Origin of the sequence: Pseudomonas sp. P129, assembly GCF_020312195.1 — a bacterium.
In the GTDB taxonomy this organism is placed as follows: domain Bacteria; phylum Pseudomonadota; class Gammaproteobacteria; order Pseudomonadales; family Pseudomonadaceae; genus Aquipseudomonas; species Aquipseudomonas fragariae.
Genome location: NZ_JAGPYS010000006.1, coordinates 98,062 through 120,843, shown reverse-complemented (window position 1 = coordinate 120,843; position 22,782 = coordinate 98,062). Strand labels below are relative to the sequence as shown.

At 59.7% G+C, this 22,782-nt stretch carries 18 protein-coding genes, 2 tRNA genes and 1 pseudogene; 10 read left to right on the top strand and 11 right to left on the bottom strand.

Annotated elements, in window-relative coordinates:
• Positions 1 to 4 precede the first annotated feature (4 nt).
• The 4 genes from KBY02_RS16000 to KBY02_RS15985 form a co-directional block, all read right to left on the bottom strand.
• Positions 5 to 1,783, bottom strand: a complete 1,779-nt coding sequence (locus KBY02_RS16000) for a copper resistance system multicopper oxidase (protein ID WP_032624625.1) — start codon at positions 1,781 to 1,783, stop codon at positions 5 to 7.
• 86 nt (positions 1,784 to 1,869) lie between these two features.
• Positions 1,870 to 2,244: a YajD family HNH nuclease gene (locus KBY02_RS15995; RefSeq protein WP_003317410.1), complete on the bottom strand. Its 375-nt coding sequence runs from the start codon at positions 2,242 to 2,244 to the stop codon at positions 1,870 to 1,872.
• 66 nt (positions 2,245 to 2,310) lie between these two features.
• Positions 2,311 to 2,787: a cyclic nucleotide-binding domain-containing protein gene (locus tag KBY02_RS15990; RefSeq protein ID WP_003407239.1), complete on the bottom strand. Its 477-nt coding sequence runs from the start codon at positions 2,785 to 2,787 to the stop codon at positions 2,311 to 2,313.
• 76 nt (positions 2,788 to 2,863) lie between these two features.
• Positions 2,864 to 4,924 (bottom strand): S9 family peptidase, encoded by a 2,061-nt coding sequence (locus tag KBY02_RS15985; protein WP_024659523.1) that lies wholly within the window; start codon positions 4,922 to 4,924, stop codon positions 2,864 to 2,866.
• Between the two features lie 132 nt (positions 4,925 to 5,056).
• Between KBY02_RS15985 and KBY02_RS15980 the strand changes: the two genes are divergently transcribed.
• The 3 genes from KBY02_RS15980 (at position 5,057) to KBY02_RS15970 (ending at position 6,981) form a co-directional block, all read left to right on the top strand.
• Positions 5,057 to 5,533 (top strand): hypothetical protein, encoded by a 477-nt coding sequence (locus KBY02_RS15980; RefSeq protein ID WP_024641149.1) that lies wholly within the window; start codon positions 5,057 to 5,059, stop codon positions 5,531 to 5,533.
• A gap of 76 nt (positions 5,534 to 5,609) precedes the next feature.
• Complete coding sequence (locus KBY02_RS15975) at positions 5,610 to 6,410, top strand: class II glutamine amidotransferase (RefSeq protein WP_024641148.1); 801 nt, start codon at positions 5,610 to 5,612, stop codon at positions 6,408 to 6,410.
• Between the two features lie 46 nt (positions 6,411 to 6,456).
• Positions 6,457 to 6,981 (top strand): DUF2937 family protein, encoded by a 525-nt coding sequence (locus tag KBY02_RS15970; protein WP_024651796.1) that lies wholly within the window; start codon positions 6,457 to 6,459, stop codon positions 6,979 to 6,981.
• 37 nt (positions 6,982 to 7,018) lie between these two features.
• Here the strand turns inward: KBY02_RS15970 and KBY02_RS15965 are convergent, their stop codons facing one another.
• The 3 genes from KBY02_RS15965 to KBY02_RS15955 all read right to left on the bottom strand — a co-directional run bounded on the left by KBY02_RS15965 (position 7,019) and on the right by KBY02_RS15955 (position 10,000).
• Positions 7,019 to 7,735 (bottom strand): WbqC family protein, encoded by a 717-nt coding sequence (locus KBY02_RS15965; protein WP_225650618.1) that lies wholly within the window; start codon positions 7,733 to 7,735, stop codon positions 7,019 to 7,021.
• 201 nt (positions 7,736 to 7,936) lie between these two features.
• Entirely contained in the window at positions 7,937 to 9,115 is a 1,179-nt protein-coding gene (locus KBY02_RS15960; protein WP_111522023.1) for a vWA domain-containing protein, read from the bottom strand.
• Positions 9,116 to 9,154: 39 nt separating this feature from the next.
• A complete protein-coding gene (locus KBY02_RS15955; RefSeq protein ID WP_225650617.1) occupies positions 9,155 to 10,000 on the bottom strand; it encodes an AAA family ATPase in 846 nt (281 codons plus the stop codon).
• A gap of 207 nt (positions 10,001 to 10,207) precedes the next feature.
• Here KBY02_RS15955 and KBY02_RS15950 point away from each other — a divergent pair.
• Positions 10,208 to 10,434 (top strand): annotated as a pseudogene (locus tag KBY02_RS15950) (DUF4160 domain-containing protein).
• Positions 10,431 to 10,949, top strand: coding sequence for a DUF2442 domain-containing protein (locus KBY02_RS15945; RefSeq protein ID WP_177410912.1), 519 nt, complete (start codon positions 10,431 to 10,433; stop codon positions 10,947 to 10,949). Before KBY02_RS15950 ends, KBY02_RS15945 begins: the two are co-directional and overlap by 4 nt.
• Here the strand turns inward: KBY02_RS15945 and KBY02_RS15940 are convergent.
• Positions 10,915 to 11,982, bottom strand: a complete 1,068-nt coding sequence (locus tag KBY02_RS15940; protein ID WP_225650616.1) for a DUF748 domain-containing protein — start codon at positions 11,980 to 11,982, stop codon at positions 10,915 to 10,917. The two genes, KBY02_RS15945 and KBY02_RS15940, sit on opposite strands and share 35 nt — an antisense overlap.
• A gap of 126 nt (positions 11,983 to 12,108) precedes the next feature.
• Between KBY02_RS15940 and cysK the strand changes: the two genes are divergently transcribed.
• Entirely contained in the window at positions 12,109 to 13,083 is a 975-nt protein-coding gene (cysK, locus tag KBY02_RS15935; protein WP_003407253.1) for a cysteine synthase A, read from the top strand.
• A gap of 175 nt (positions 13,084 to 13,258) precedes the next feature.
• Positions 13,259 to 14,197: an aspartyl/asparaginyl beta-hydroxylase domain-containing protein gene (locus KBY02_RS15930; protein WP_024659528.1), complete on the top strand. Its 939-nt coding sequence runs from the start codon at positions 13,259 to 13,261 to the stop codon at positions 14,195 to 14,197.
• A 69-nt stretch (positions 14,198 to 14,266) separates the two neighbouring features.
• On the opposite strand, the gene KBY02_RS15925 is transcribed toward KBY02_RS15930, so the two are convergent.
• Positions 14,267 to 17,743, bottom strand: coding sequence for a PAS domain-containing hybrid sensor histidine kinase/response regulator (locus tag KBY02_RS15925; RefSeq protein ID WP_060406073.1), 3,477 nt, complete (start codon positions 17,741 to 17,743; stop codon positions 14,267 to 14,269).
• A gap of 242 nt (positions 17,744 to 17,985) precedes the next feature.
• Between KBY02_RS15925 and KBY02_RS15920 the strand changes: the two genes are divergently transcribed.
• Complete coding sequence (locus KBY02_RS15920) at positions 17,986 to 19,860, top strand: MFS transporter (protein WP_003407259.1); 1,875 nt, start codon at positions 17,986 to 17,988, stop codon at positions 19,858 to 19,860.
• A 591-nt stretch (positions 19,861 to 20,451) separates the two neighbouring features.
• On the opposite strand, the gene KBY02_RS15915 is transcribed toward KBY02_RS15920, so the two are convergent.
• Both KBY02_RS15915 and rdgC read right to left on the bottom strand, forming a co-directional pair.
• Positions 20,452 to 21,399 carry a bile acid:sodium symporter family protein gene (locus KBY02_RS15915; protein WP_011267112.1) on the bottom strand — a complete coding sequence of 316 codons (948 nt, stop codon included), beginning with the start codon at positions 21,397 to 21,399 and terminating at the stop codon, positions 20,452 to 20,454.
• Positions 21,400 to 21,495: 96 nt separating this feature from the next.
• Positions 21,496 to 22,416, bottom strand: a complete 921-nt coding sequence (gene rdgC, locus KBY02_RS15910; protein WP_003317427.1) for a recombination-associated protein RdgC — start codon at positions 22,414 to 22,416, stop codon at positions 21,496 to 21,498.
• A 171-nt stretch (positions 22,417 to 22,587) separates the two neighbouring features.
• On the opposite strand from rdgC, the gene KBY02_RS15905 reads away from it, so the two are divergent.
• Both KBY02_RS15905 and KBY02_RS15900 read left to right on the top strand, forming a co-directional pair.
• Positions 22,588 to 22,663: transfer RNA gene (locus KBY02_RS15905), tRNA-Val, on the top strand.
• A 21-nt stretch (positions 22,664 to 22,684) separates the two neighbouring features.
• Positions 22,685 to 22,761, top strand: a tRNA-Asp gene (locus KBY02_RS15900).
• The last annotated feature ends 21 nt before the right edge of the window (positions 22,762 to 22,782 follow it).

Here is a 22,782-nt window from a genome sequence, read left to right as displayed (position 1 = left end):
GTCCTCATTCTTCCACCCGCACTTCGCGGAACATGCCCATTTCCATGTGGTACAGCATGTGACAGTGATAAGCCCAACGGCCCAGCGCATCGGCGGTCACGCGATAGCTGCGGCGTGATCCCGGTGGCATGTCGATGGTGTGTTTGCGCACCATGAACTGTCCATTCTCGTCTTCGAGGTCGCTCCACATGCCATGCAGATGGATGGGGTGGGTCATCATCGTGTCGTTGACCAGCACGACACGCACCCGCTCACCGTATTTGAGCATCAGCGGTTTGGCGTCCGAGAACTTCACACCGTCGAATGACCAGGCGTATTTTTCCATGTGCCCGGTCAGGTGCAGCTCTATCGTGCGACTGGGCTCACGGCCGTCCGGGTCTTCGAAGGTGCTGCGCAGGTCAGCGTAGGTCAGGACTCTGCGGCCATTGTCCCTGAGGCCGATGCCCGGATCGTCGAGCTTGGGCGAGGTGCTCATGGCTTGCATGTCGACCAGCGGGTTGTTGTTTTCGCTCTCGGGGTGCGATTGCGGAGTCGGCGTTTTCTGGGCCGGCGTCTGCGCGTGGTCCATTCCGGGCATCGCGTCGTGGCCCATCTTGCTGTGGTCCATGCCTGACATGTCGTGCGTTGCCGGGGCTGCGGCGTGGTTCATGCTGCCATGCTCCATGCCCGCCATGCCCATATCATCCATGCTCAACAGCGGGCGTGGATCGAGGGGTGGAACGGCAGCCTGCAGGCCGGGCCTGCTGGCCAGGGTGCCACGGGCATAACCGGTGCGGTCCATCGACTGGGCGAACAGCGTATAGGCACCTTCCGCCGGTTCGACAATCACGTCGAAGGTTTCCGCTACTGCGATGCGCAACTCATCGACGGTCACCGGCTTGACGTGCAGGCCGTCGCTGGCCACCACGGTCATCTTCAGGCCCGGAATACGCACGTCGAAGTACGTCATTGCCGAGCCGTTGATCAGCCGCAGTCGGATCCGCTCGCCAGGCTTGAACAGCCCGGTCCAGTTCATGTTCGGCGCCTGACCGTTCATCAGGTAGGTGTAGGTTGCGCCGCTGACATCCGCGAGATCGGTCGGGTCCATCCTCATCTGCGCCCACATCCTGCGATCACGGGTGGTCTCGCTCCAGCCTTTTTCACCCACTTCGTTGATGAAGTCGCCGACGGTGCGCTGGTTATTGTTGTAGTAATCGGACTGTTTCTTGAGGGTTTTCATCAGCTGGACCGGCTCTTCGTCGGTCCAGTCGCTGAGCATGATCACGTGTTCGCGGTCGTATTCGAACGGCTCCGGCTCTTTCGCGTCGATCACCAGCGGCCCGTAGACCCCCGACTGTTCCTGGAAGCCGGAGTGGCTGTGATACCAGTAGGTGCCGTGCTGCCTGACCTTGAAGCGGTAGACATACAGGCCGTCCGGCGCGATGCCGTCAAAGCTCAATCCCGGCACGCCGTCCATGTTGGCCGGCAGGATGATGCCGTGCCAGTGGATGGATGTGGCTTCGTCGAGCCGGTTCTTGACCCTCAGGGTCACGGTGTCGCCTTCGCGCCAGCGCAGCAGCGGGCCGGGAATGCCGCCGTTGATGGTCTGCGCGGTCTTGGCGTTGCCGGTGATGTTGACCTGGGTTTCGCCGATATACAGATCGAACTCGGTGCCGGACAACCCGTTGGGCTGCCCCGGGTTGGCCACCGCCCACGCCGGGCTGCGCCATAGCCCGAGGCCGCCGAGCAGGCCACTGGCGGCCAGCCCTTTCACAAAGGTTCGTCTTGAGGTTCGGGTGGGCATGGCGAGATATCCGGTCGGTCGGGTGGCCGCAGGCCAGGGGAAGTGCGGGTAGGGCAGGGGAGCGTGGCTGGTCGAAAGCGCCGAGGTTACTCGTCCTTTTTCATCAGCCCGGCCAGTGCAGCGAACGGGTTATGGGTCGCCTTGGCGGTTTTCGGACTGCCCAGGGAGCCATCGGCGAAGTACTGCTGATCGGTGTAGCGCGAGTGCTCGTTGTCGTGGCAATACAGGCACAGCAGCTCCCAGTTGGAGCCGTCCTGCGGGTTGTTGTCATGGTTGTGGTCGCGGTGGTGTACGGTCAGTTCGCTGAGGCGTTTGCCTGCGAACTCGCGCGCGCAGCGGCCGCAAACATGCGGGTACATGCGCAGCGCCTTGTCGCGGTAGCCCATCTCGCGATCGCGCTGGGCGTCGGCCAGGATGCGGTCCAGCTTGGCAGTATGGGAAGGAGGATTGGCCGTGCTCATGGTGTCACCTGTGCGTGTGCGCATTGATAGCGGAATGTCGGCAAGTTTAGCGCCAGATGGGCAAACTCACACCTGCTGGGAGAGTAATTGACCATCGACCATGCGCAGGCGCTTGGACAACGAGATGGCCAGGGCGCGAATGATCTTGGCGGCGATTTTCGGTGCGTCCTCGAGCATCTTGTCCAGCGAATCACGGCCCAGGTTCAATAGCTGGCAACTGGTGGCTGCGATACAACTGGCCGAGCGGCGCTCGCCATCGAGCACCGCCATTTCTCCGAAGGCGCGGCCGTGGCGCAGAACGGCGATCTCGACCTGTTGACCGTCTGCGGCAAGCTTCTGCACAGACACGGTGCCCTGATGGATGATGCACATGAAGGTTCCGGCGTCGCCCTCGGCAAAGATGGTCTCGCCTTTATCGATATCGGTAATGCTGAAATAGCCGGCTACGGTAAAGAAATCGCCCGGCAGCAGGGTGTCGAACAGGCCGCAATCGAGCAGCATGTCGCGTATGGCGTTGTTCAGGTTGGACAGTGGTTCTGACATGTTAGGTCTTGTAATCCTGACAAAGGGGCAACTCCGCTGCCCCCGATCCTAGTAAGACAGGTGTTTCACACCAAGTTCATTCAGCGATCTGCAATACCTTGAAGATAAACGCGTACTCCAGCGCCACGTCACGCAAGCCCTGATAGCGACCGCTCATGCCACCGTGCCCGGCGCCCAGTTCGGTCTTGAGCAGCAACGGATTATCGTCGGTCTTGGTGGCGCGCAATTTAGCCACCCATTTGGCGGCTTCCCAATACTGCACACGGCTGTCGTTGTAACCGGCGATGACCAGCATGGCCGGATAGGCCTGAGCCGTGACGTTTTCGTAGGGCGCGTAGGCCTTGATGCGCGCGTAGACCTCCGGCTCCTGCGGGTTGCCCCATTCGTCGTATTCGGTGACGGTCAGCGGCAGGTCCGGGTCGAGCATGGTGTTCAGTACATCGACGAACGGCACTTCGGCAATCGCTGCCTTGAACAGCTCGGGGCGCTGGTTGAGCACCGCACCGATCAGCAGACCACCGGCGCTGCCACCGCTGATCACCAGTTGTCCGGCGCTGGTCAGGCCCTGGGCGACAAGGTGTTCGGCGCAGGCAATGAAATCGCCGAAGGTGTTCTGTTTGTGTTCCTGCTTGCCGTTGCGATACCAGGCCTCGCCCAGCTCGCCGCCGCCGCGTACATGGGCGATGGCGAACGCCACGCCACGGTCGAGCAGGCTCAGGCGCGCGTGGGAAAACCACGGGTCGAGGCTCTCGCCATAGGCGCCGTAGCCGTACAGGTACAGCGGGGTGGCCTGTCCGGCCAGTTCGCGCTTGACCACCAGGCTGATCGGCACCTGGGTGCCATCGCTGGCCGTGGCCCACAAACGCTGGCTGACGTAGGCATCGGCGTCGAAGGTGCCCAGTACCGGGGTTTCCTTGAGCACTACCTGTTCGCCGCTGGCCAGGGTCAGTTGACGGACCTGGGCCGGACGGTTCAGCGACTGGTAGCGCAGGCGGATTTTGTCGCTGTCGAATTCCAGCGTGTCCTGCACATACAGACTGTAGGCGGCGTCAGGTAGCTGCACGCGATAGGCCGGCAGCGCTTGCGGACGTACTTCGATGATCGGCAGGCCGCCCTCGCGCAGGCTCAGGCTGATGCCTTTGGCGTTGAGGCTGACGCCTTCGAGCATGACCTTGTCGTCGTGCGCGACCAGCGTCTGCCAGTCCTCGCGCACCGGTACGCCACTGTCTTGTTGCGCAGCCTGATACAGCGCGAAGTTGATGCCGCTCTGATTGCTGCGGATGAACCAGGTCCAGACGCCATCGAGCAACCCGTGGTCCGGGTAGTATTCGTGGCCTTCGCTGCGCGGCGCGAGGCAGGTGAAAGCCTGCTGCGGATGATCGGCGTCCAGCACCCAGGCTTCGCTGGTGGTTTTGCTGTTGAGCAGAATGATCAGTTGGCGCTCGGAGCTGCCGCGGAAACAATGCAGGAAGAAGCGGCCGTCCGGCTCGTCGAACACCAGCTCGGCTGATGCCGTGCCCAGGGTATGGCGATGCAGCCTGCCCGGGCGATGGGTTTCGTCCAGCTCGCCGAAAAACAGGGTCTGGCTGTCGTTGGCCCAAGTCATGCTGCCGTCGCAGTTTTCGAAGGGCAGGCTGCTGATCTGACCGGTGCTCAGCTCCTTGACGTAAAGCGCGTACACCTCGTCGCCACTGGTGTCCAGGCTGTAGGCCAGGCGCTGGTGGTCGGGACTGATGCTGAACGCACCCAGTGAGAAAAAGCCGCCATCGGCCATCTCGTTAGGGTCGAGCAACAATTCCTCAGCGCTTTCGTCCACTGTGTTGCTGTCGTCGGCCGGGCGCGGGCAGCGGTAGTGCCGGGCGTATTCATCGCCTTGTGTGGTGCGGGTGTAATAAAGGTAAGGGCCCCAGGGGGAGGGCAGCGACAGGTCGGTTTCGAGGATGCGGCCCTTGATTTCTTCGAACAGGCTTTCGCGCAACCCGGTCTGCTCTGCCAGTTGCTGCTCCTGCCAGGCGTTTTCGGCTTTGAGGTAGTCGAGCACTTCGTCGGTGTCGCGGTTCTGCAGCCAGGCATAAGGGTCGGGACCGTCGGCCTTGCGAGCGATCGGGGCGCTGGAGGTTGCATTCGGGAAGGACATGCTGGGCTCTCTGTTAAGGCATCAATCAGGAAAATATCGGTACACGCTGAACCGAATACTGAAGCGAGGCAAGCCGCGTCAGGCAAAAGCCGTTATCATAAGCGCCTCTTTACCTGGCTTACCACGGACGTCATGACCGAAAACGACTATCTGATCGCCTGGAGCGTCTACGCCTTCGCCGCGTTGGGTTGCCTGCTGGTATGGTTTCTGATGACCCGCTGGATGTGGCGGTACCTCAAGGAGCCGTTGCTGGTGGCGGTCGCGGTGCTGCTGTTTACGCCGACCATGGTCGACCCTGCCAAGGACGCGATGGCGCCAGCCGTGGCGATCACTGCGCTCGACCTGATGTTCAAGGTCGGCAGCAATATCTGGACCGCCGTGTCGGACCTGGCCATGTATGGCATGTTCGCCTTCGCCGCGTACCTGCTGTTCGTGCTGATCCGCTGGCCGATCGAACGCAGCCGCAAGGCACGTCAACCGCAGCCGGTTGCTCAACCCGTCGAAACAGACCCCGCTGACGAGCCGTTTGCCGAGGATGACTCGTACGCCCGCAGATCCGCTGCGCCCATTCCTCCGGCCAGAGGCACGCGGGTCGAGCCGCGGTTGTAGATCCCGCTTCGTTGGCAAGCGCCGTTCACTGCGGCGCATGACCCGCTGCAAAACGTCTTGAAGCGAGAACCTGAGCATGTGTGAACTACTGGGCATGAGCGCCAATGTCCCGACCGACATAGTCTTCAGCTTTACCGGGTTGATGCAGCGTGGCGGCCGCACCGGCCCGCATCGCGATGGCTGGGGCATTGCCTTCTACGAGGGCCGTGGCCTGCGTCTGTTTCAGGACCCGGCAGCCAGCAGCGAATCGGAAGTCGCACAGCTGGTGCAGCGTTATCCCATCAAGAGCGAAGTCGTGATTGGCCATATTCGGCAGGCCAACGTCGGCAAGGTCTGCCTGTCCAATACCCATCCTTTCGTCCGTGAGCTCTGGGGCCGTAACTGGTGCTTCGCCCATAACGGTCAGCTGGCGGATTTCACCCCGGGCGTTACTTTTTATCGGCCAGTGGGCGATACAGACAGCGAAGCGGCATTCTGCGACCTGCTCAATCGCGTCCGCGAAGCCTTTCCCGAGCCCGTCGACGTCGAGAAATTGCTGCCTACGCTGATCCAGGCGTGTGCCGAATATCGCAGCAAAGGCGTGTTCAACTGCCTGTTGAGCGACGGTGACTGGCTGTTTTGCTTTTGCAGTACCAAACTGGTTCAGATCACCCGCCGTGCTCCGTTCGGTCCGGCGAGGTTGAAAGATGTCGACGTGATTGTCGATTTTCAGGCTGAAACCACACCGCACGACGTGGTCACGGTCATTGCGACCGAGCCCTTGACCGAGAACGAAAACTGGAACCGCTATGAGCCGGGCCAGTGGAGCCTGTGGCGCAAGGGCGAGTGCGTGGTGCAAGGCTCGGTCGACACCGTCACCGAGACTGCCAGGCCGTAATACACCAGCACATCGGCTTACTGGATAAAAAAGAAGAGGGATATTGATGCTGCGAAGTTATCTGCGATTGGTCCTGTTCACCATGGGCCTGCTGTTCGGGGTCCAGATTCCCGGTTTCATCAGTGACTACAGCAAGCGTGTCGAAGCGCATCTGATCGAGGCGCAGCAAGCCGTAAAGGGCTATACCGCCACTGCGCAGCAGTTCTTCAAGGGCGATATCCAGGCGCTGATCCAGCACTATCGCAGCAGTGAGGACCCGGTTTTTCGCAGCGATGCGGACACCATCGATACCCTGATGAACCGCACGCATATCCTTGAGCGTCAGTGGCTCGGGCTCCAGGGGCCGTGGTATTCCAAAGCCATCTTCGTGGCAACCTCTTCCGATCCGGATATCCGTCGCGAAACCTTCAATGGTTATACGTGGCAAGTTCTGCTGGCCCCCGAAGTCATCGCCTGGGGCATCATCAGTGCGTTGCTGCTGGCGCTGGTCATCGAGAGCTTCGTGCTGTTGCTTGGCTGGGTTTTCAACGGCGGACGGCGCAAGCCGCAGCTGGAACGTGACTGGAATTGACTGTGGGGCGGGGCATAGCGAAACATCGGCGCGCAGCTCATATGACTGCCCGTGTTTCATTATGTAGATAGGCGAGTACCGTTTCAGGTGCGTTCCACATCAGCACGTCGATGATTGAAAGGTTTTCGACGAAATTCAGAGGTCCCGTGGAATAACTGAATGAAGCGGGCTCGAGAAACCTCAGTTCTATGCCTCGTTCCTGCCATTTGCCGGGTATGAAAATTTCGCGTCCACCTGTGGCGTTGATGTACTGGCGCGCCCCCAGCACGGTGCTTATTTCCAGCGCCCATTGGCCTGCATGTTCAATGGGCGGCAGATCCAGGTTCATCGCCGCACAGCTTTCCCAGTTAAAACTCATGCCTAAATACTCGCAGACCACTTTCAGCGCGCGCGTGTTGAGTTCACACAGGTGGGTGGCAGGTGTGCCGAATGTCTGCTCGACCACCTGCAAGGTTTCCCGGAAGTACGGCGCCTGGCTTCGATAGTGTTCAAGCTGATTCTTGATTCGTCGGTGGGCACAGGCAAGGTCGATGATGGTCGCGTCCTTGATCAGTGCGCCCTCGCTGACACAGACCGGAACATTGATGTATTGCCAGTCGCCTTTGCTGCCCAGTACCCGATTGCGGTTCATCCAGCTTTTGCGTTTGTATTTGACGATGTCAAAGACCAGCCCGCGCTGGACCGCCGCAATGAGCTGGAAGTAACCGATGTAGGGGAAAAAGTAAGGCTGCATGATCCCGAGCGTTTCGTTCATAAGTAACCCGCGACGTCGCGACGGCTGCTCAGGCAAAACGATGGAGTAACTGCAAAACGACCTACTCAATCAGCACTTTTGCGTCTGATTGGTTGTGTGGAACTGTCAGCGTAGTTTGGGTGTTCAAAATGATCATGCTGCTGGTCGGGTGGTATCGGTCGGTCGATGACCGGCTTATACAGCATTGGCAGCAGCCTTATTTCATTTCGCCAGGTAGCGCATGCCTTCTTCCAGACCGCTGAGGGTCAGCGGATACATCTGACCTTCAATCAAATCACGCACGATATGCGTCGAGGTGGTGTAGTCCCAGGCATCTTTCGGGTAGGGATTGATCCAGATGATCTTCTTGAATTTGGCCATGAGGCGCTGCATCCATACATAGCCCGCCTCTTCATTCCAGTGTTCGACGCTGCCGCCGGGCTGGGTGATTTCATAGGGCGCCATCGAGGCGTCGCCGATGAAAATCACTTTGTAGTCCTCGCCATACTTGTGCAGCAGGTCCTGGGTAGCGGTCCGCTCCGAGCTTCTGCGCAGGTTGTTCTTCCACACCGATTCATAGATGAAGTTATGGAAGTAGAAATACTCCATATGCTTGAATTCGGTCTTGCATGCGGAGAACAGTTCTTCACAGACCTTGACGTGCGAATCCATCGAGCCGCCGATGTCGAACAGCAGTAATAACTTGATGGTGTTGCGCCGCTCCGGACGCATCTGAATGTTCAGCAGGCCGGCATCGCGTGCGGTGTGATCGATAGTGCTGTCGATGTCCAGTTCATCCGCAGCGCCCTGACGAGCGAACTTGCGCAGGCGACGCAGGGCCACCTTGATATTGCGCGTCCCCAGCTCAACCTGATCATCCAGATTCTTGTACTCGCGCTGGTCCCAGACTTTGACGGCCTTGCCTTTGCGCTCGCCGGCCTCGCCGACGCGGATGCCTTCCGGATTGTCGCCACCCGAACCGAACGGGCTGGTGCCACCGGTGCCGATCCATTTGTTGCCACCGGCATGGCGTTCCTTCTGTTCTTCCAGACGTTTCTTGAACTCCTCGATCAGTTTGTCGAGGCCGCCCAGCGACTGGATCTGCGCGCGTTCCTCGTCCGTCAGCGAGCGCTCGAACTCTTTGCGCAGCCAGTCTTCCGGGATCAGCGCCTGCAAATGCTCGTCGAGGTTTTCCAGGCCGTTGAAATACGCACCGAAGGCGCGGTCGAACTTGTCGAAATGGCGCTCGTCCTTGACCAGAATCGTGCGCGCCAAGAAGTAGAACTCATCGATGTCGGCGAACACGACCCGCTGTTTCAGCGCATTGATCAGGTCCAGCAGTTCACGCAGAGACACCGGCACTTTGGCCGCGCGCATTTCGTTGAACAGGTTGAGCAGCATGGCTGTCGCCCTTTTACATGGCAGGTTGGATAGACACGATCAGCGATTGCCGCGACGGCTCATGAACGCCAGACGTTCCAGCAGATGTACGTCCTGCTCGTTCTTGACCAGCGCGCCGGCCAGTGGCGGAATGGCCTTGGTCGGATTGCGTTCGCGCAGCACGGCTTCACCGATGTTGTCGGCCATCAGCAGCTTCAGCCAGTCGACCAGCTCGGAAGTGGAGGGCTTCTTCTTCAGCCCCGGCACCTTGCGCACGTCAAAGAATACGTCCAGCGCTTCGCTCACCAGGTCTTTCTTGATGTCCGGGTAATGCACATCGACGATGCGTTGCAGCGTGGCCCGATCCGGAAAGGCGATGTAGTGAAAGAAGCAGCGACGCAGAAAGGCGTCCGGCAGCTCTTTCTCGTTGTTGGAGGTAATGATGATGATCGGTCGCTTTTTGGCCTTGATGGTTTCATCGATCTCGTAAACGTAGAACTCCATCTTGTCGAGTTCCTGCAACAGGTCGTTGGGGAACTCGATATCGGCCTTGTCGATTTCGTCGATCAGCAGAATCACACGCTCCTCGGACTCGAAGGCTTCCCAGAGCTTGCCCTTTTTCAGGTAATTGCGTACGTCGTGGACCTTGTCGACGCCCAGTTGCGAGTCGCGCAGACGACTCACCGCATCGTACTCGTACAGGCCCTGATGGGCCTTGGTCGTGGACTTGATATGCCAGGTAATCAGTTTCGCGCCGAAGGACTCGGCCAGTTGCTCGGCGAGCATGGTCTTGCCGGTGCCGGGCTCGCCCTTGACCAGCAATGGACGCTCCAGCGTGATGGCCGCGTTGACCGCCAGCTTGAGATCGTCAGTGGCAACGTAGGCCGGCGTACCTTCGAACTTCATTGATCCATCCTTTTTCGCATGGGCGCGCATATCCGGTCGGCACGCACGCCGTAAGAGGGGCAAGCAATGCCCTGACTATAACGTGGCGGCCCGATGGCTGTGAACGAAGACGCCTCATTCAGTTCTTGAATGGCGCGTCACGCTGTGACCGGGTGTAAATTGTAACGCTGCTTCTGGTATGGCTAATTTGGCGATACCATGCGTGCCATGTCGACCAAATACAGATTCAGGGATAAATACAGGATTCAGCTGAGAGAAAAAGACCACCTGCCGCCGCATGTTCACCTGACTGGGGGCTGGACGTGCTGATTTGCCTTGAGCTTGTAGAGCCCATGCGCGGAACTGCACCGGCTGTTGTGTTGAGGGAAGCTCTTGAATGGATACGCATTCGCCGTAACGAACTGATGGAGGAATGGAAACGATGGCATCCATGAAACGCCCACGGCTCAAGGAGGTTCATGCCCAGTCTGGATATCGACTGGCCTTGACGTTCATCGACGATCAGCAATTCGTGCTCGACATGAGCGCGGATGTGCAGACTTTTCCTGGGTTACGGCCTTTGATCGCTGCCGATGCCTTTGCCCAGGCCCAGGTGGGCGATGATGGCTGGACGGTTGAATGGCCAGAGCCGGATATCCAGATCGGTGCCGATACCTTGTACCTTGACGCTCAGGCTCAAGCGGCCACCGATGAAAACACGCGTATTTTCATCGGGTGGCGGGCCCGCACGGGTTTGCCCCTGGCTCAGGCCGCAAAAGCATTGGGTGTCAGCCCGCGCAGCATCACCCGCTACAGCAACTCCCGCGAGCCTACACCACGCACTCTGGCGCTGGCTTGCCTGGGCTGGGATGCATTGCAGCAACAGGCACAGGCCGCCGAAGGGCGGGGTGTATACGGCACAGACAAAAAACACGCTAGGAACCCTTGCTGCTCTCATAGCGCGCATTGAATGCCTGCACAAAAGCATTGCGCAGGATCTGCAGAAACGCCTGGAAGCCGCTGATGTCCTGCTGATGGACACTGCCGCTGAGGTCGACGCGTGTGGCGAACTGGTTTTCCCGCTGGTTTTTCAATACGGTTTCGCTGGTGCCGACCAGCGCTTCCCAGATCGAACGGAAAAAGCCCTTGTCCTTGTTTTCGACATCCTGCTGCCAGTTGAATACGTCCACATTGCGCAACAGCGGCTTTATGTAGCCCTTGAGCTGGCCTTTGTCGGCCTGCGCTTCAATCACCACGTCGCCATCGCCGGCGTTGAAATCGAACTTGCCGTAGGCCGACGAGAAGTCGTTGAGTTTCTTGAGCTGGATGCCGGTGGCGCGCAGTTTGAAGTCGAAGTCTTCAAAGTTGCTGAACGGGTCGAATCTGGCTGTGCTCTCCAGATCGGCGTGGCCCAGCAGGCGCGCCTTGCCCTTGAACTCGGCATCGCGATTGCCTTCCACGTCGACCACGTTAGTCAGGTTATAGATGCTGGCATTGACCTGATCCGCCTCGATTTTTACCTTGGGCGTGGAGTTGAAGTTATTGAACGTGATACGCCCGTCGTCGATGCGCAATTCGTTGAGGGTGATAGGCAGCAACTTGTTCATCTGGGTACGCCAGTCGGTGCCTTGACCGGTCTGCGAGTCCTGCTTGCTGCCGCCGTCCACGAAGTTGATTTGCGGATCGGTGAACAGGGCTTTCGCGACCACCGCATGGTCATACCAGAGTGAATGCCAGCTGACTGCCAGTTCGATCATCGGTGCATCGAAGAAGGGCACCGGGACCTTGCCGTCGGTCTTGACGATCTTCAGCCCCTTGATCCGGTACGCCCCTCGCCACAGTGCCAGGTCCACATCGGTGATCTCGCCTCGGTAGTCACCCATGTCGGCCAGTTTGTCGTTCAGATAGTCACGCACCAGGTATGGCAGGGCGATATTGACAGCGATCAGCAGGACTACCAGAGCGGCCAGGGTCCATAGCGGCCAGCTGTAGCGACGTTTCATGACATGAGTCTCCTGTTTCAATGAAGGATTGACTGCTCGCGTCGTCATCCGTTCGGTCAGACTGGACGCCCCAGAGTTGGCGGCATAGGCTTTGGATCTTTAACCGATGTGCACAAGGACACCCTCATGAGCCGTATCTACGCTGATAACGCCCATTCCATCGGTAATACGCCGTTGGTGCAGATCAACCGTATCGCGCCGCGCGGTGTCACCATTCTGGCCAAGATCGAAGGGCGTAATCCGGGCTATTCCGTCAAGTGCCGTATCGGCGCCAACATGATCTGGGACGCCGAAAGCAGCGGCAGGCTCAAACCGGGCATGACCATCGTCGAGCCGACCTCTGGCAACACCGGCATCGGTCTGGCCTTCGTTGCCGCTGCCCGTGGCTACAAGCTGATGCTCACCATGCCCGCTTCCATGAGCATAGAACGTCGCAAGGTCCTCAAAGCACTGGGCGCAGAGCTGGTGCTGACCGAAGCGGCCAAGGGCATGAAAGGCGCGATTGCCAAGGCCGAAGAACTGCTGGCAGGCAACCCCGGGAAATATTTCATGCCGGCGCAATTCGAAAACCCGGCCAACCCGGCCATCCATGAAAAAACCACTGGCCCGGAAATCTGGGCAGACACCGACGGTGCCATCGATGTCCTGGTGGCAGGCGTAGGGACTGGCGGGACTATCACCGGTATCTCCCGGTATATCAAGCACACCGAAGGCAAACCGATCCTGTCGGTCGCGGTCGAGCCGGACGGTTCGCCGATCATCACCCAGGCGATGGCCGGTGAAAAGATCACCCCCAGCCCACACAAGATTCAGGGCATCGGCGCCGGCTTCATCCCGAAAAACCTCGACCTGTCGATTGTCGACCGGGTAGAGCGTGTCACCGATGAAGAGTCCAAGGCCATGGCGCGGCGTCTGATGCAGGAGGAGGGCATTCTGTGCGGTATTTCCTGCGGCGCGGCAATGGCGGCGGCCGTCCGTCTGGCTGAAAAGCCGGAGATGCAGGGCAAGACGATCGTGGTGGTGCTGCCGGACTCCGGCGAACGTTACCTGTCGAGCATGCTGTTCAGCGATCTGTTTACCGATCAAGAGCTTTCCCAGTAACACATCTTCGCAAGTGCGCACTTCATGCGGGCAACGCAAGGGTTTATGATGGCCAGCTTACGACTCGCCGGACGATCAGCGCTGTCCGCCCGGCGCTCCAGCCATTATTCAGAATCATGCATCAGCACTGCCCGCGTGACGTTTGGCGTTATCTGCCCGCTTCAAGGAGAGCTTCATGACCCTTTCATTTGTTGCCAAGGCATCGATCCTGATGCTGTTTCTGGGCAGCACGCTGTACGTTCATTTGCGCGGTCGGGCCCGATTGCCTCTGTTGCGGCAGTTCGTCAACCATTCGGCATTGTTCGCACCGTACAACGCACTGATGTACCTGTTTTCCCGCGTGCCGTCCGAGCCGTATCTGGACCGCAGCAAATTCCCTGAACTGGACGTCCTCAAGGACAACTGGGAAACCATTCGCGACGAAGCCATGCACCTGTTCGACGAAGGCTATATTCGTGCGGCGGAGAAAAACAACGACGCCGGTTTCGGCTCGTTCTTCAAGAAGGGCTGGAAGCGCTTTTACCTGAAGTGGTACGACAAGACCTTGCCGTCTGCCGAGGCGCTGTGCCCGAAAACAGTCGAACTGGTCAACAGTATTCCCAACGTCAAGGGCGCGATGTTCGCGCTGTTGCCGGGTGGCAGTCACCTCAATCCGCACCGCGATCCGTTTGCCGGCTCGCTGCGTTATCACCTGGGCCTGTCCACGCCCAACTCCGATGACTGCCGGATCTTCGTCGATGGCAAGGAGTACGCCTGGCGTGACGGTCAGGACGTCATGTTCGATGAGACCTACGTTCACTGGGTCAAGAACGAGACCGACCAGACTCGTGTGATTCTGTTCTGTGACATCGAGCGTCCGCTGACCAACCGCTTCATGACCCGTATCAACCGCAGCGTCAGCGCGTTTCTGGGCCGCGCCACCGCTCCGCAGAACCTTGACGACGAGCGCGTCGGCGGAATCAACCAGGCGTATGCATTCAGCAAGCGTTTCAGCGATGGCTTCAGTGGCAAGGTCAAGCAGTTCAAGCGCGCCAACCCCAAGGCTTACCGCGTACTGCGCCCGGTTCTGGCAGTGGCGGTACTGACGCTGCTGGGCTACTGGTTGTTTGGTTAAACGACAGTCTTTCCTGTTATTCCGCTCTGATCCGGTTGTTCGTGGCCTCTGCGAACAACCGGCATTCCGTTACCCGTCCAGACTCACATGCCGGCTCAACAGCGCGCGCAGCACTGCAGGCTTGACCGGCTTGGGCAGATAATCGAGTCCCGCCGCATGCACCTGAGCGATCAACTCTGCCCGCCCATCGGCACTGATAAGCACGCCCGGCACCGGTTGACCCAGTCGGGTGCGTAGCCAGACCATGAGTTCAGTACCGGTTTCGCCTTCATCCAGGTGGTAATCCACCAAGGCAATCTGCGGTCGAACGCCATTGTTCAACAGCGCTTCGCATTCCTGGCGATTGCGCGCGGTCCAGACCTGACAGCCCCAGCGTGACAGCAGACTGTGCATACCGATCAGGATGCTGTCTTCGTTGTCGACACACAGCACCTGTGTGCCGTTCAGCGCGGGGCGGCTGACATCGGGCAGCGTAGCGGGGAGTGCCGCCTGGGGCGCGGCCAGCGGTACCCGGACGCTGAACACGCTGCCTTTGCCGGTCCATGAGCGCACCTGCAAAGGATGCTCGAGAATGCGGCACAAACCATCGGCAATCGCCAACCCCAGACCCAGCCCCTTGGCCGCGTGAGTCTTGTGGCTGTCGAGGCGTTTGAATTCTTCGAAGATCACCTTGCGCTTGTCCTCGGGAATGCCCGGCCCCCGGTCCCAGACTTCCAGACTCAGGCTCTCACCGTAGCGCCTGACACCCAGCAGAATGGGGCCTTTGGCATAGCGGAACGCGTTGGTCAAAAAGTTCTGCAGCACCCGGCGCAACAGCTTGATATCGCTGTCGACGCGCAGTGAACTGCCCCTCACACGAAAACTCAGGCCCTGCTCCTGAGCCAGCGCCTTGAATTCGGCACCGAGGGTGTCAAACAGCGCGCTGAGCGGAAACGGCTGGCGGTCCGGGGTGATCTTGCCGTTTTCGATGCGGGAAATATCCAGCAGGTCGCTGATCAGGTCTTCGGCAGAGCGCAGCGAGCTGTCCAGGTGCCGAACCAGTTGCTGAGCGTCGCTGGAAATCCCTTCCTGCTGATGTGACAGCGCAGCGGAGAACAGCCGTGCAGCGTTCAACGGCTGCATCAGGTCATGACTCACCGCGGCCAGGAAGCGGGTTTTCGATTCGTTGGCAGCTTCAGCGGTACCCTTGGCTTCGGTCAGCGCCTGGTTGAGCTGGGACAATTCGTGGGTACGTGCGGCTACCCGCTGCTCAAGGCTTTCATTGACGCCTTTGAGGGCGTGTTCGGCAGCGCGGAACTCGGTGATGTCGGTGAAACTCATGACGAACCCGCCGCCCGGCATCGGGTTGCCAATCAGTTCGATCACCTGGCCATTGGGAAACAACCGCTCCGAGGTATGAGCGCGGCCCTGGCGCATCCAGTGCAGACGGCGCGCAACGTGAACTTCTGCCTCGCCCGGTCCGCAGAGCCCGCGTTCGGCGTTGTAGCGGATGATGTCGGCAATCGGCCGGCCAACGCCGATCAGGCCTTCGGGGTAATTGAACAGCTCAAGGTAGCGACGATTCCAGGCCACCAGCCGCAGGGACTGGTCAACCACGCTGATGCCCTGGGTAATGTTTTCGATGGCGCCCTGCAGCAGCGCGCGGTTGAACTGCAGGACTTCGGAGGCTTCGTCGGCGATGCGTACGACGTCTTCCAGCTGCATGTCGCGACCTTCGATAGCGGCCTTGACCACCGCGCGGGTCGAGGAGGTGCCGAGCACGCCGGCCAGCAGTCGCTCGGTATGCGCGATCCACTCACCGTCGGCATTCAGGCTGGGGTTGAAACCCTTGCCCTGCCTTTGGGCGAAACGGATGAAACTCTGCCGCGCGCGGTCTTCACCGACGAAGCGTGCCGACAGGCTGAGCAGGTCCTCGATCTGCACCGCAAGCAGCGGGCGGCTGAAGTCGCGCCCCTGGGTTTCCTGACCGATGAAACGCCCCGCCTGCCAATGCTCGGCCACTCGCGTGCGCGACAACATCGACACCCAGGCGAACAGCGTGCAGTTGCCGGCCATCGACAACACGACCCCCTGGGTCATCGGCGAGATAGGCAGGTCGAACGGGTTGCTGTGCAGCCAGGAAAGCAGCGGGAAAGTGCTCAGCGACCAGCCCATGCCATGCGCCGCCACTGGCAGCACGAGGGTGTAGAACCAGATGAAGATACCGGCCGCCAGCCCTGCGAAGACGCCACGCCGATTGGCCTGCTTCCAGTACAGCGCACCGAACATGGCGGGAGCCAGCTGGGTGATCGCGGCAAACGCGATCTGGCCGATGGTCGCCAGACTCGCCGTCGACCCGAGCATCCGGTAGCTGACATAGGCCAGCAGGAGAATCATTACGATGCTGATGCGTCTGACAGAAAGCATCCAGTGACGAAACGCTTCGAACGGCCGCTCGGTGTTTTTGCGTCTTAACAGCCACGGCAGCAGCATGTCGTTGGAAATCATCGTCGACAGCGCCACGCAGGCGACGATCACCATGCCGGTTGCCGCCGATGCTCCGCCGATGAAGGCCAGCAACGCGAGTGACGGGTGAGCGTGCGCCAGCGGCAGGCTGATCACGAACGAGTCGGGCAGCATGGAGCCGGGCAGGAGCATTTGTCCGGCCAGTGCAATCGGCACCACGAACAGCGCGGCCAGCGCCAGATAGGCCGGGAACACCCATTTGGCGAGATTCAGGTCCTGAGGCTCGATGTTCTCGACCACCGTCACGTGGAACTGGCGGGGCAGGCAGACAATCGCCATCATCGCCACGCCGGTCTGCACGAACATCGACGGCCAGTTGATCGTGTCTTTCCAGTATTCCTCAAGGCGTGGCGCGAGTTTGGCCTGATTGAGCAGGTCGTCGAATCCGTCATACAGGCCGAACGTGACGAACACGCCGACTGCCATGAACGCAAACAGCTTGACCAGCGCCTCGAAGGCAATGGCCAGCACCATGCCGCGATGGTGTTCGGTGACATCCAGATTGCGTGCGCCGAAGACGATGGTGAACAGCGCGAGAATCAGCGACACCACCAGCGCAGTGTCCTGAGCGCGGGTGCCGGTGGAATCGGCCACGGCACCGATCAGGATATTCACCCCCAGCACGATGCCTTTGAGCTGCAGCGCGATGTACGGCAGCATGCCGATCAGGCAGATCAGCGCCACCATCACCGCCAGGGGCTGAGATTTGCCATAGCGCGCCGCGATGAAGTCGGCGATGGAAGTGATGTTTTCCTGTTTGCTGATCAGCACCATCTTCTGCAGCACCCAGGGTGCCAGCACCATCAGCACGATGGGCCCCAGATAAATCGGCAGAAACGACCATAATTGCTCGGCGGCCTGACCCACTGCGCCGAAAAACGTCCAGCTGGTGCAGTACACCGCCAGCGACAGGCTGTAGACCCAGGCACGCATGGTCGGGCGCAGGGATGCGCTGTAGCGGTCGCCGTAGAAGGCGATGGCGAACATGATGGCCATATAGGTAAGGGCAACGGCCGCAATCAGCCCGCTGGACAGCGACATATCAAATTCCACACCGTATCGATAACGCGCAGTCTCGCACGATGGCCGCGCTTCGTCTTTGTCGACCAAGGTCGAGCGTGGCGCGGTGTCGCAGCCGCCCCGACAAAGCCCGAAGTGATAAAAAAAGCGACACAGGTTTTGTAAAAGAAAATGTCCTATCGACATTCGGCGGCGTTACGTCTTCAATGTGCCTCGGATTGGCCGCTGCGTCAGTTCTCCCCAGCCTCTCAGGACCACGGACGATGAGCCAACAGTCACAATTCAGCCTGCTCGGGAAACGCCGTTTCCTGCCGTTTTTCATCACGCAGTCTCTCGGGGCATTCAATGACAATGTCTTCAAGCAGTCATTGATCCTTGCCATTCTTTACAAGCTCAGCATCGATGGGGATCGCTCGATCTACGTCAATCTATGCGCATTGCTGTTCATCCTGCCGTTCTTTCTGTTCTCGGCGCTGGCCGGGCAGTTCGGCGAGAAATACCCCAAGGACAAGTTGATCCGCATCATCAAGTTCGGCGAGATCGTCATCATGGTGGTCGGCGCCGCAGGCTTTCTGTTCAATCATCTGGAGTTGATGCTGGCCGCGCTGTTCGCCATGGGCACGCATTCGGCGCTGTTCGGGCCGGTCAAATATTCGATCCTGCCCCAGCACCTGCGCGAGAGCGAACTGGTCGGCGGCAACGCGCTGGTCGAGATGGGCACCTTTCTGGCGATCCTGGCCGGCACCATCAGCGCGGGTGTGATGATGTCTTCTTCGCAATACGCCTGGGTGGTGGCGGCTGCCATCGTGCTGGTCGCCTGCCTGGGGTTTCTGGCCAGCTTCGGTATCCCGCGCGCCGAGGCTGCCTCGCCGGAGATGAAGCTCAACTGGAACATCTTCACCCAGTCGTGGGCGACCTTGCGCATGGGGCTGGGGCAAACGCCCGCGGTTTCGCGCTCGATTGTCGGCAACTCGTGGTTCTGGTTTGTGGGCGCTATCTACCTGACGCAGATCCCGGCCTATGCCAAGGAATGGATGTACGGCGACGAAACGGTCGTTACGCTGATTCTGGCCGTATTCTCCATCGGCATCGCGCTGGGCTCGTTGCTCTGTGAGCGCTTGTCCGGGCATAAGGTCGAGATCGGGCTGGTGCCGTTCGGCTCGATGGGCCTGACAATTTTTGGCCTGCTGCTGTGGTGGCATTCGGGCGGTTTCCCGCAGAACGTGCAGGCCAACGACTGGCTGGCGGTGCTGTCCTCCGGGCAGGGCTGGCTGGTGCTGTTCGATATTCTGGGTATCGGCGTATTCGGTGGCTTTTATATCGTGCCGCTGTACGCCTTGATCCAGTCGCGCACGCCGCTGAAAGAGCGCTCGCGCGTCATTGCCGCCAACAATATTCTCAACGCGCTGTTCATGGTGGTCTCGGCGATTGTCTCGATCCTGCTGCTGAGCGTTGCCAAGCTGTCGATTCCGCAGCTGTTTCTGGCCGTGTCGGTGATGAACATCGCGGTCAATATCTACATCTTCAAGATCGTCCCCGAGTTCACCATGCGCTTCATGATCTGGCTGCTTGGCCATTCCATGTACCGCGTCGAACACCGCAATCTGGACCGGATTCCGGACGAAGGCGCGGCGCTGCTGGTCTGCAACCATGTGTCCTTTGTCGATGCATTGCTGATTGCCGGTGCGGTGCGGCGTCCGATCCGCTTTGTCATGTACTACAAGATCTACCAGCTGCCTGTGCTTAACTTCATCTTTCGCACCGCCGGGACCATCCCCATTGCCGGGCGTAACGAAGACATGGACATCTACGAAACATCGTTCAAGCGCATCGCCCAGTACCTCGCGGAAGGCGAACTGGTGTGCATCTTCCCGGAAGGCAAACTGACCACCGACGGCGAAATCAACGGCTTCAAGAACGGCATGAGCCGCATCATCCAGGAAACCCCGGTACCGGTCATTCCACTGGCACTGCAAGGCCTGTGGGGCAGCTTCTTCAGCCGCGACCCGAGCAAGACTCTGTTTCGCCGCCTGTGGTCTCGCGTTGTGCTGGTGGCCGGTTCGCCCATCGCAGCGGACGTGGCAACCCCCGTGGACGTACGTGAAGAAGTGAAAGCGCTGAGAGGAAAAGTGCAGTAGCGCCGGCGCTCCGTACGACTGACGTGCCAATCACTTCGGATTGGCACGATGGCCAAAGGTGACCTGAGCTGGAACCCACATCCACCTGACCTCGCAGAACCGCTGTGTGACGCGGAGCGTCACGAACTGCATTCCCACGCGGAGCGTGAGGAACGATAGTCAAAATCGCATTAACTACCACCGAAATGCTTTTTAACCACGATGGCACAGACGACGCAGAGTGCGACGTAAGTGACGGCTGAGTCCTGGCGCTGATCCGGGGGTAGCCTGGCAGGACGCCAGGCTAGCCGCACCGGGCCATGGATGGCCCGTTGCGGCGACCCCCGGAGCAGTGACAGGGCGAAGGAACCCGACGAAGTCGGGCCGGAAACAGGAGCGAGGGGGTTTGCTTACTTTGGCCCCATCAAAGTAAGTCGCCGAGGGGCGAAAAGGTGACCTGAGCCGAACCCCGATCCACCTGACACCGCAGAACCGCCGTGTGACGCAGAGCGTCACGAACTGCATTCCCACGCGGAGCATGGGAACGATAGTCAACCGTCCAACTTTTTGGGGGCAGTTCACTGGAGCGTGAGGAACGATAGTCAACTGGCATCAACGGACGGACGTATTCTCTTCCTCCGGCATCTTCCTGAAATACGTCGACAGCAACGCCCCGGAAATATTGTGCCAGACACTGAACAGCGCACTTGGCACCGCCGCCAGCGGCGAAAAATGTGCACTGGCCAGCGCAGCGCCCAGCCCCGAGTTCTGCATACCGACCTCCAGCGCCAGCGACTTGCGTTGCGCCAATGGCAGCTTGAAAACCTTGCCAGTGAAATAACCCAGCAGAAAACCGAACGTGTTATGCAGAATCACCACCGCCATGATCAGCAGGCCGGATTCAGCGATTTTCGCCTGACTGGCGGCGACCACCGCGCAGACGATCATCACAATACTGACCACCGACACCAGCGGCAGCACATCGACCGCATAGCTGACCCGCGCGCCCAACAGACGCTGGGCAATCACGCCCAACACAATCGGCAGCATGACCAGTTGCAGGATCGACCAGAACATATCCAGAAAGGACACCGGCAGCCACGCCGACGCCAGGAACCAGATCAAGGTCGGGGTCAGCAGCGGGGCGAGCAGGGTAGTGACCGCAGCGATTGCCACCGCCAGCGCCAGATCACCCTTTGCCAGCCAGGCCATGACGTTGGATGAAGTGCCGCTCGGACAGCAGCCGACCAGAATCACACCCACGGCGATCTCCGGCGGCAGTTGAAACACCTGGCACAGCAACCAGGCCACACCGGGCATGATCACAAAGTGCGCGATCACACCCAGCGCCACTCGCCACGGGTTACGCGCCACTTCAGAGAAGTCTTCGAGTTTCAGGGTCAGGCCCATGCCGAACATGACCAGCCCCAGCAGCGGCACGATCCAGCTCTTAAGGCCAATGAATGCCTGCGGAAACAGAAATGCCAGAATGGCGAACAGCAAAACCCAGTAGGCAAACGTGTTGCCGACAAAACGACTCAAGGCTGCCAACGCACGCATGGCCTGTTCCTTATTGTTGAATAACCGGGGTGAAATGAATGCGCCGTCTGACGAGACGGCGCGGTGTTTCGAGCGGCAGTGCTGCAAGAGCGGGTATCAGATGCCCTGCGGAATCTCTTCGCCGCCCAATGCCTCGAACAGCTCCGGCAGGAACTCGCCGAAGGTCAGCATCATCAGCGTGAAGCTGGCGTCCAGTTGCCCCAACGCTTCGTCGCCACCGTCCTGTTCGGCCTGATCCTGCAGCAGGTCCTCGAACTTCAGACGCTTGACCACCAGTTTATCGTCCAGCACGAACGACAGCTTGTCCTGCCAGGCCAGCGACAGTTGGGTCACGACCTTGCCTGTGCTCAGGTGCAGCTGGATTTCGTCGCCGGTCAGGTCCTGACGCTTGCAGCGCACGATGCCGCCATCTTCATGGGTGTCGCGCAGCTCGCACTCGTCCAGCACGAAGAAGTTGTCGGCCGCTTTCTGGGTCTTGACCCAGTCGGTCATGGTCGCACTCGGTGAAACCTTGACCGTCAGCGGACGTACCGGCAGCGAGCCGATGACTTCGCGCAGGGTCGACAACAGGTCCTCGGCGCGTTTCGGGCTGGAGGCATTGACCAGGATCAGGCCCTGTTTCGGCGCGATGGCGGCGAAGGTGGCGGAGCGACGGATAAACGCACGCGGCAGGAACGCCTGGATGATTTCATCCTTGAGCTGATCGCGTTCCTTCTTGTAGACCTTGCGCATCTGCTCGGCTTCGATCTCGTCGACCTTTTCCTTGAGCGCGTCACGCACGACGCTGCCCGGCAGAATGCGTTCTTCCTTGCGTGCTGCGATCAGCATGAAGTCCTGACTGATGTGTACCAATGGAGCGTCTTCGCCCTTGCCGAAAGGAGCGACGAAACCATAGGTGGCTACCTCCTGGCTGGCGCAGGCGCGCGCCGGCTTGGTCGCCAGTGCTGTCTCCAGCGCTTCGGCATCAAAAGGCACGTCCTGGGTCAGGCGATAGACAAGCAGGTTTTTGAACCACATGAGGTGAATCTCTCTTTCTATACAAAGGCGGGCATTATTCGCTCCTCAGCCGCTGGGGCCAACCCTGTACAGAGCGTTTGTAAGCCTTTGGAAGGATTATAAAAATTATTTAAAAAAGTGCTTGCCAGAGTACAGGTCGCTCCGTAGAATGCGCGCCACACCGAGAGTGAAGGGTGATTAGCTCAGCTGGGAGAGCAGCTGCCTTACAAGCAGCGGGTCGGCGGTTCGATCCCGTCATCACCCACCAAACTCGCTTTTAGTGTTACGCGCAGCGGTAGTTCAGTCGGTTAGAATACCGGCCTGTCACGCCGGGGGTCGCGGGTTCGAGTCCCGTCCGCTGCGCCATATTCCGCTTCAAGGCCCTTG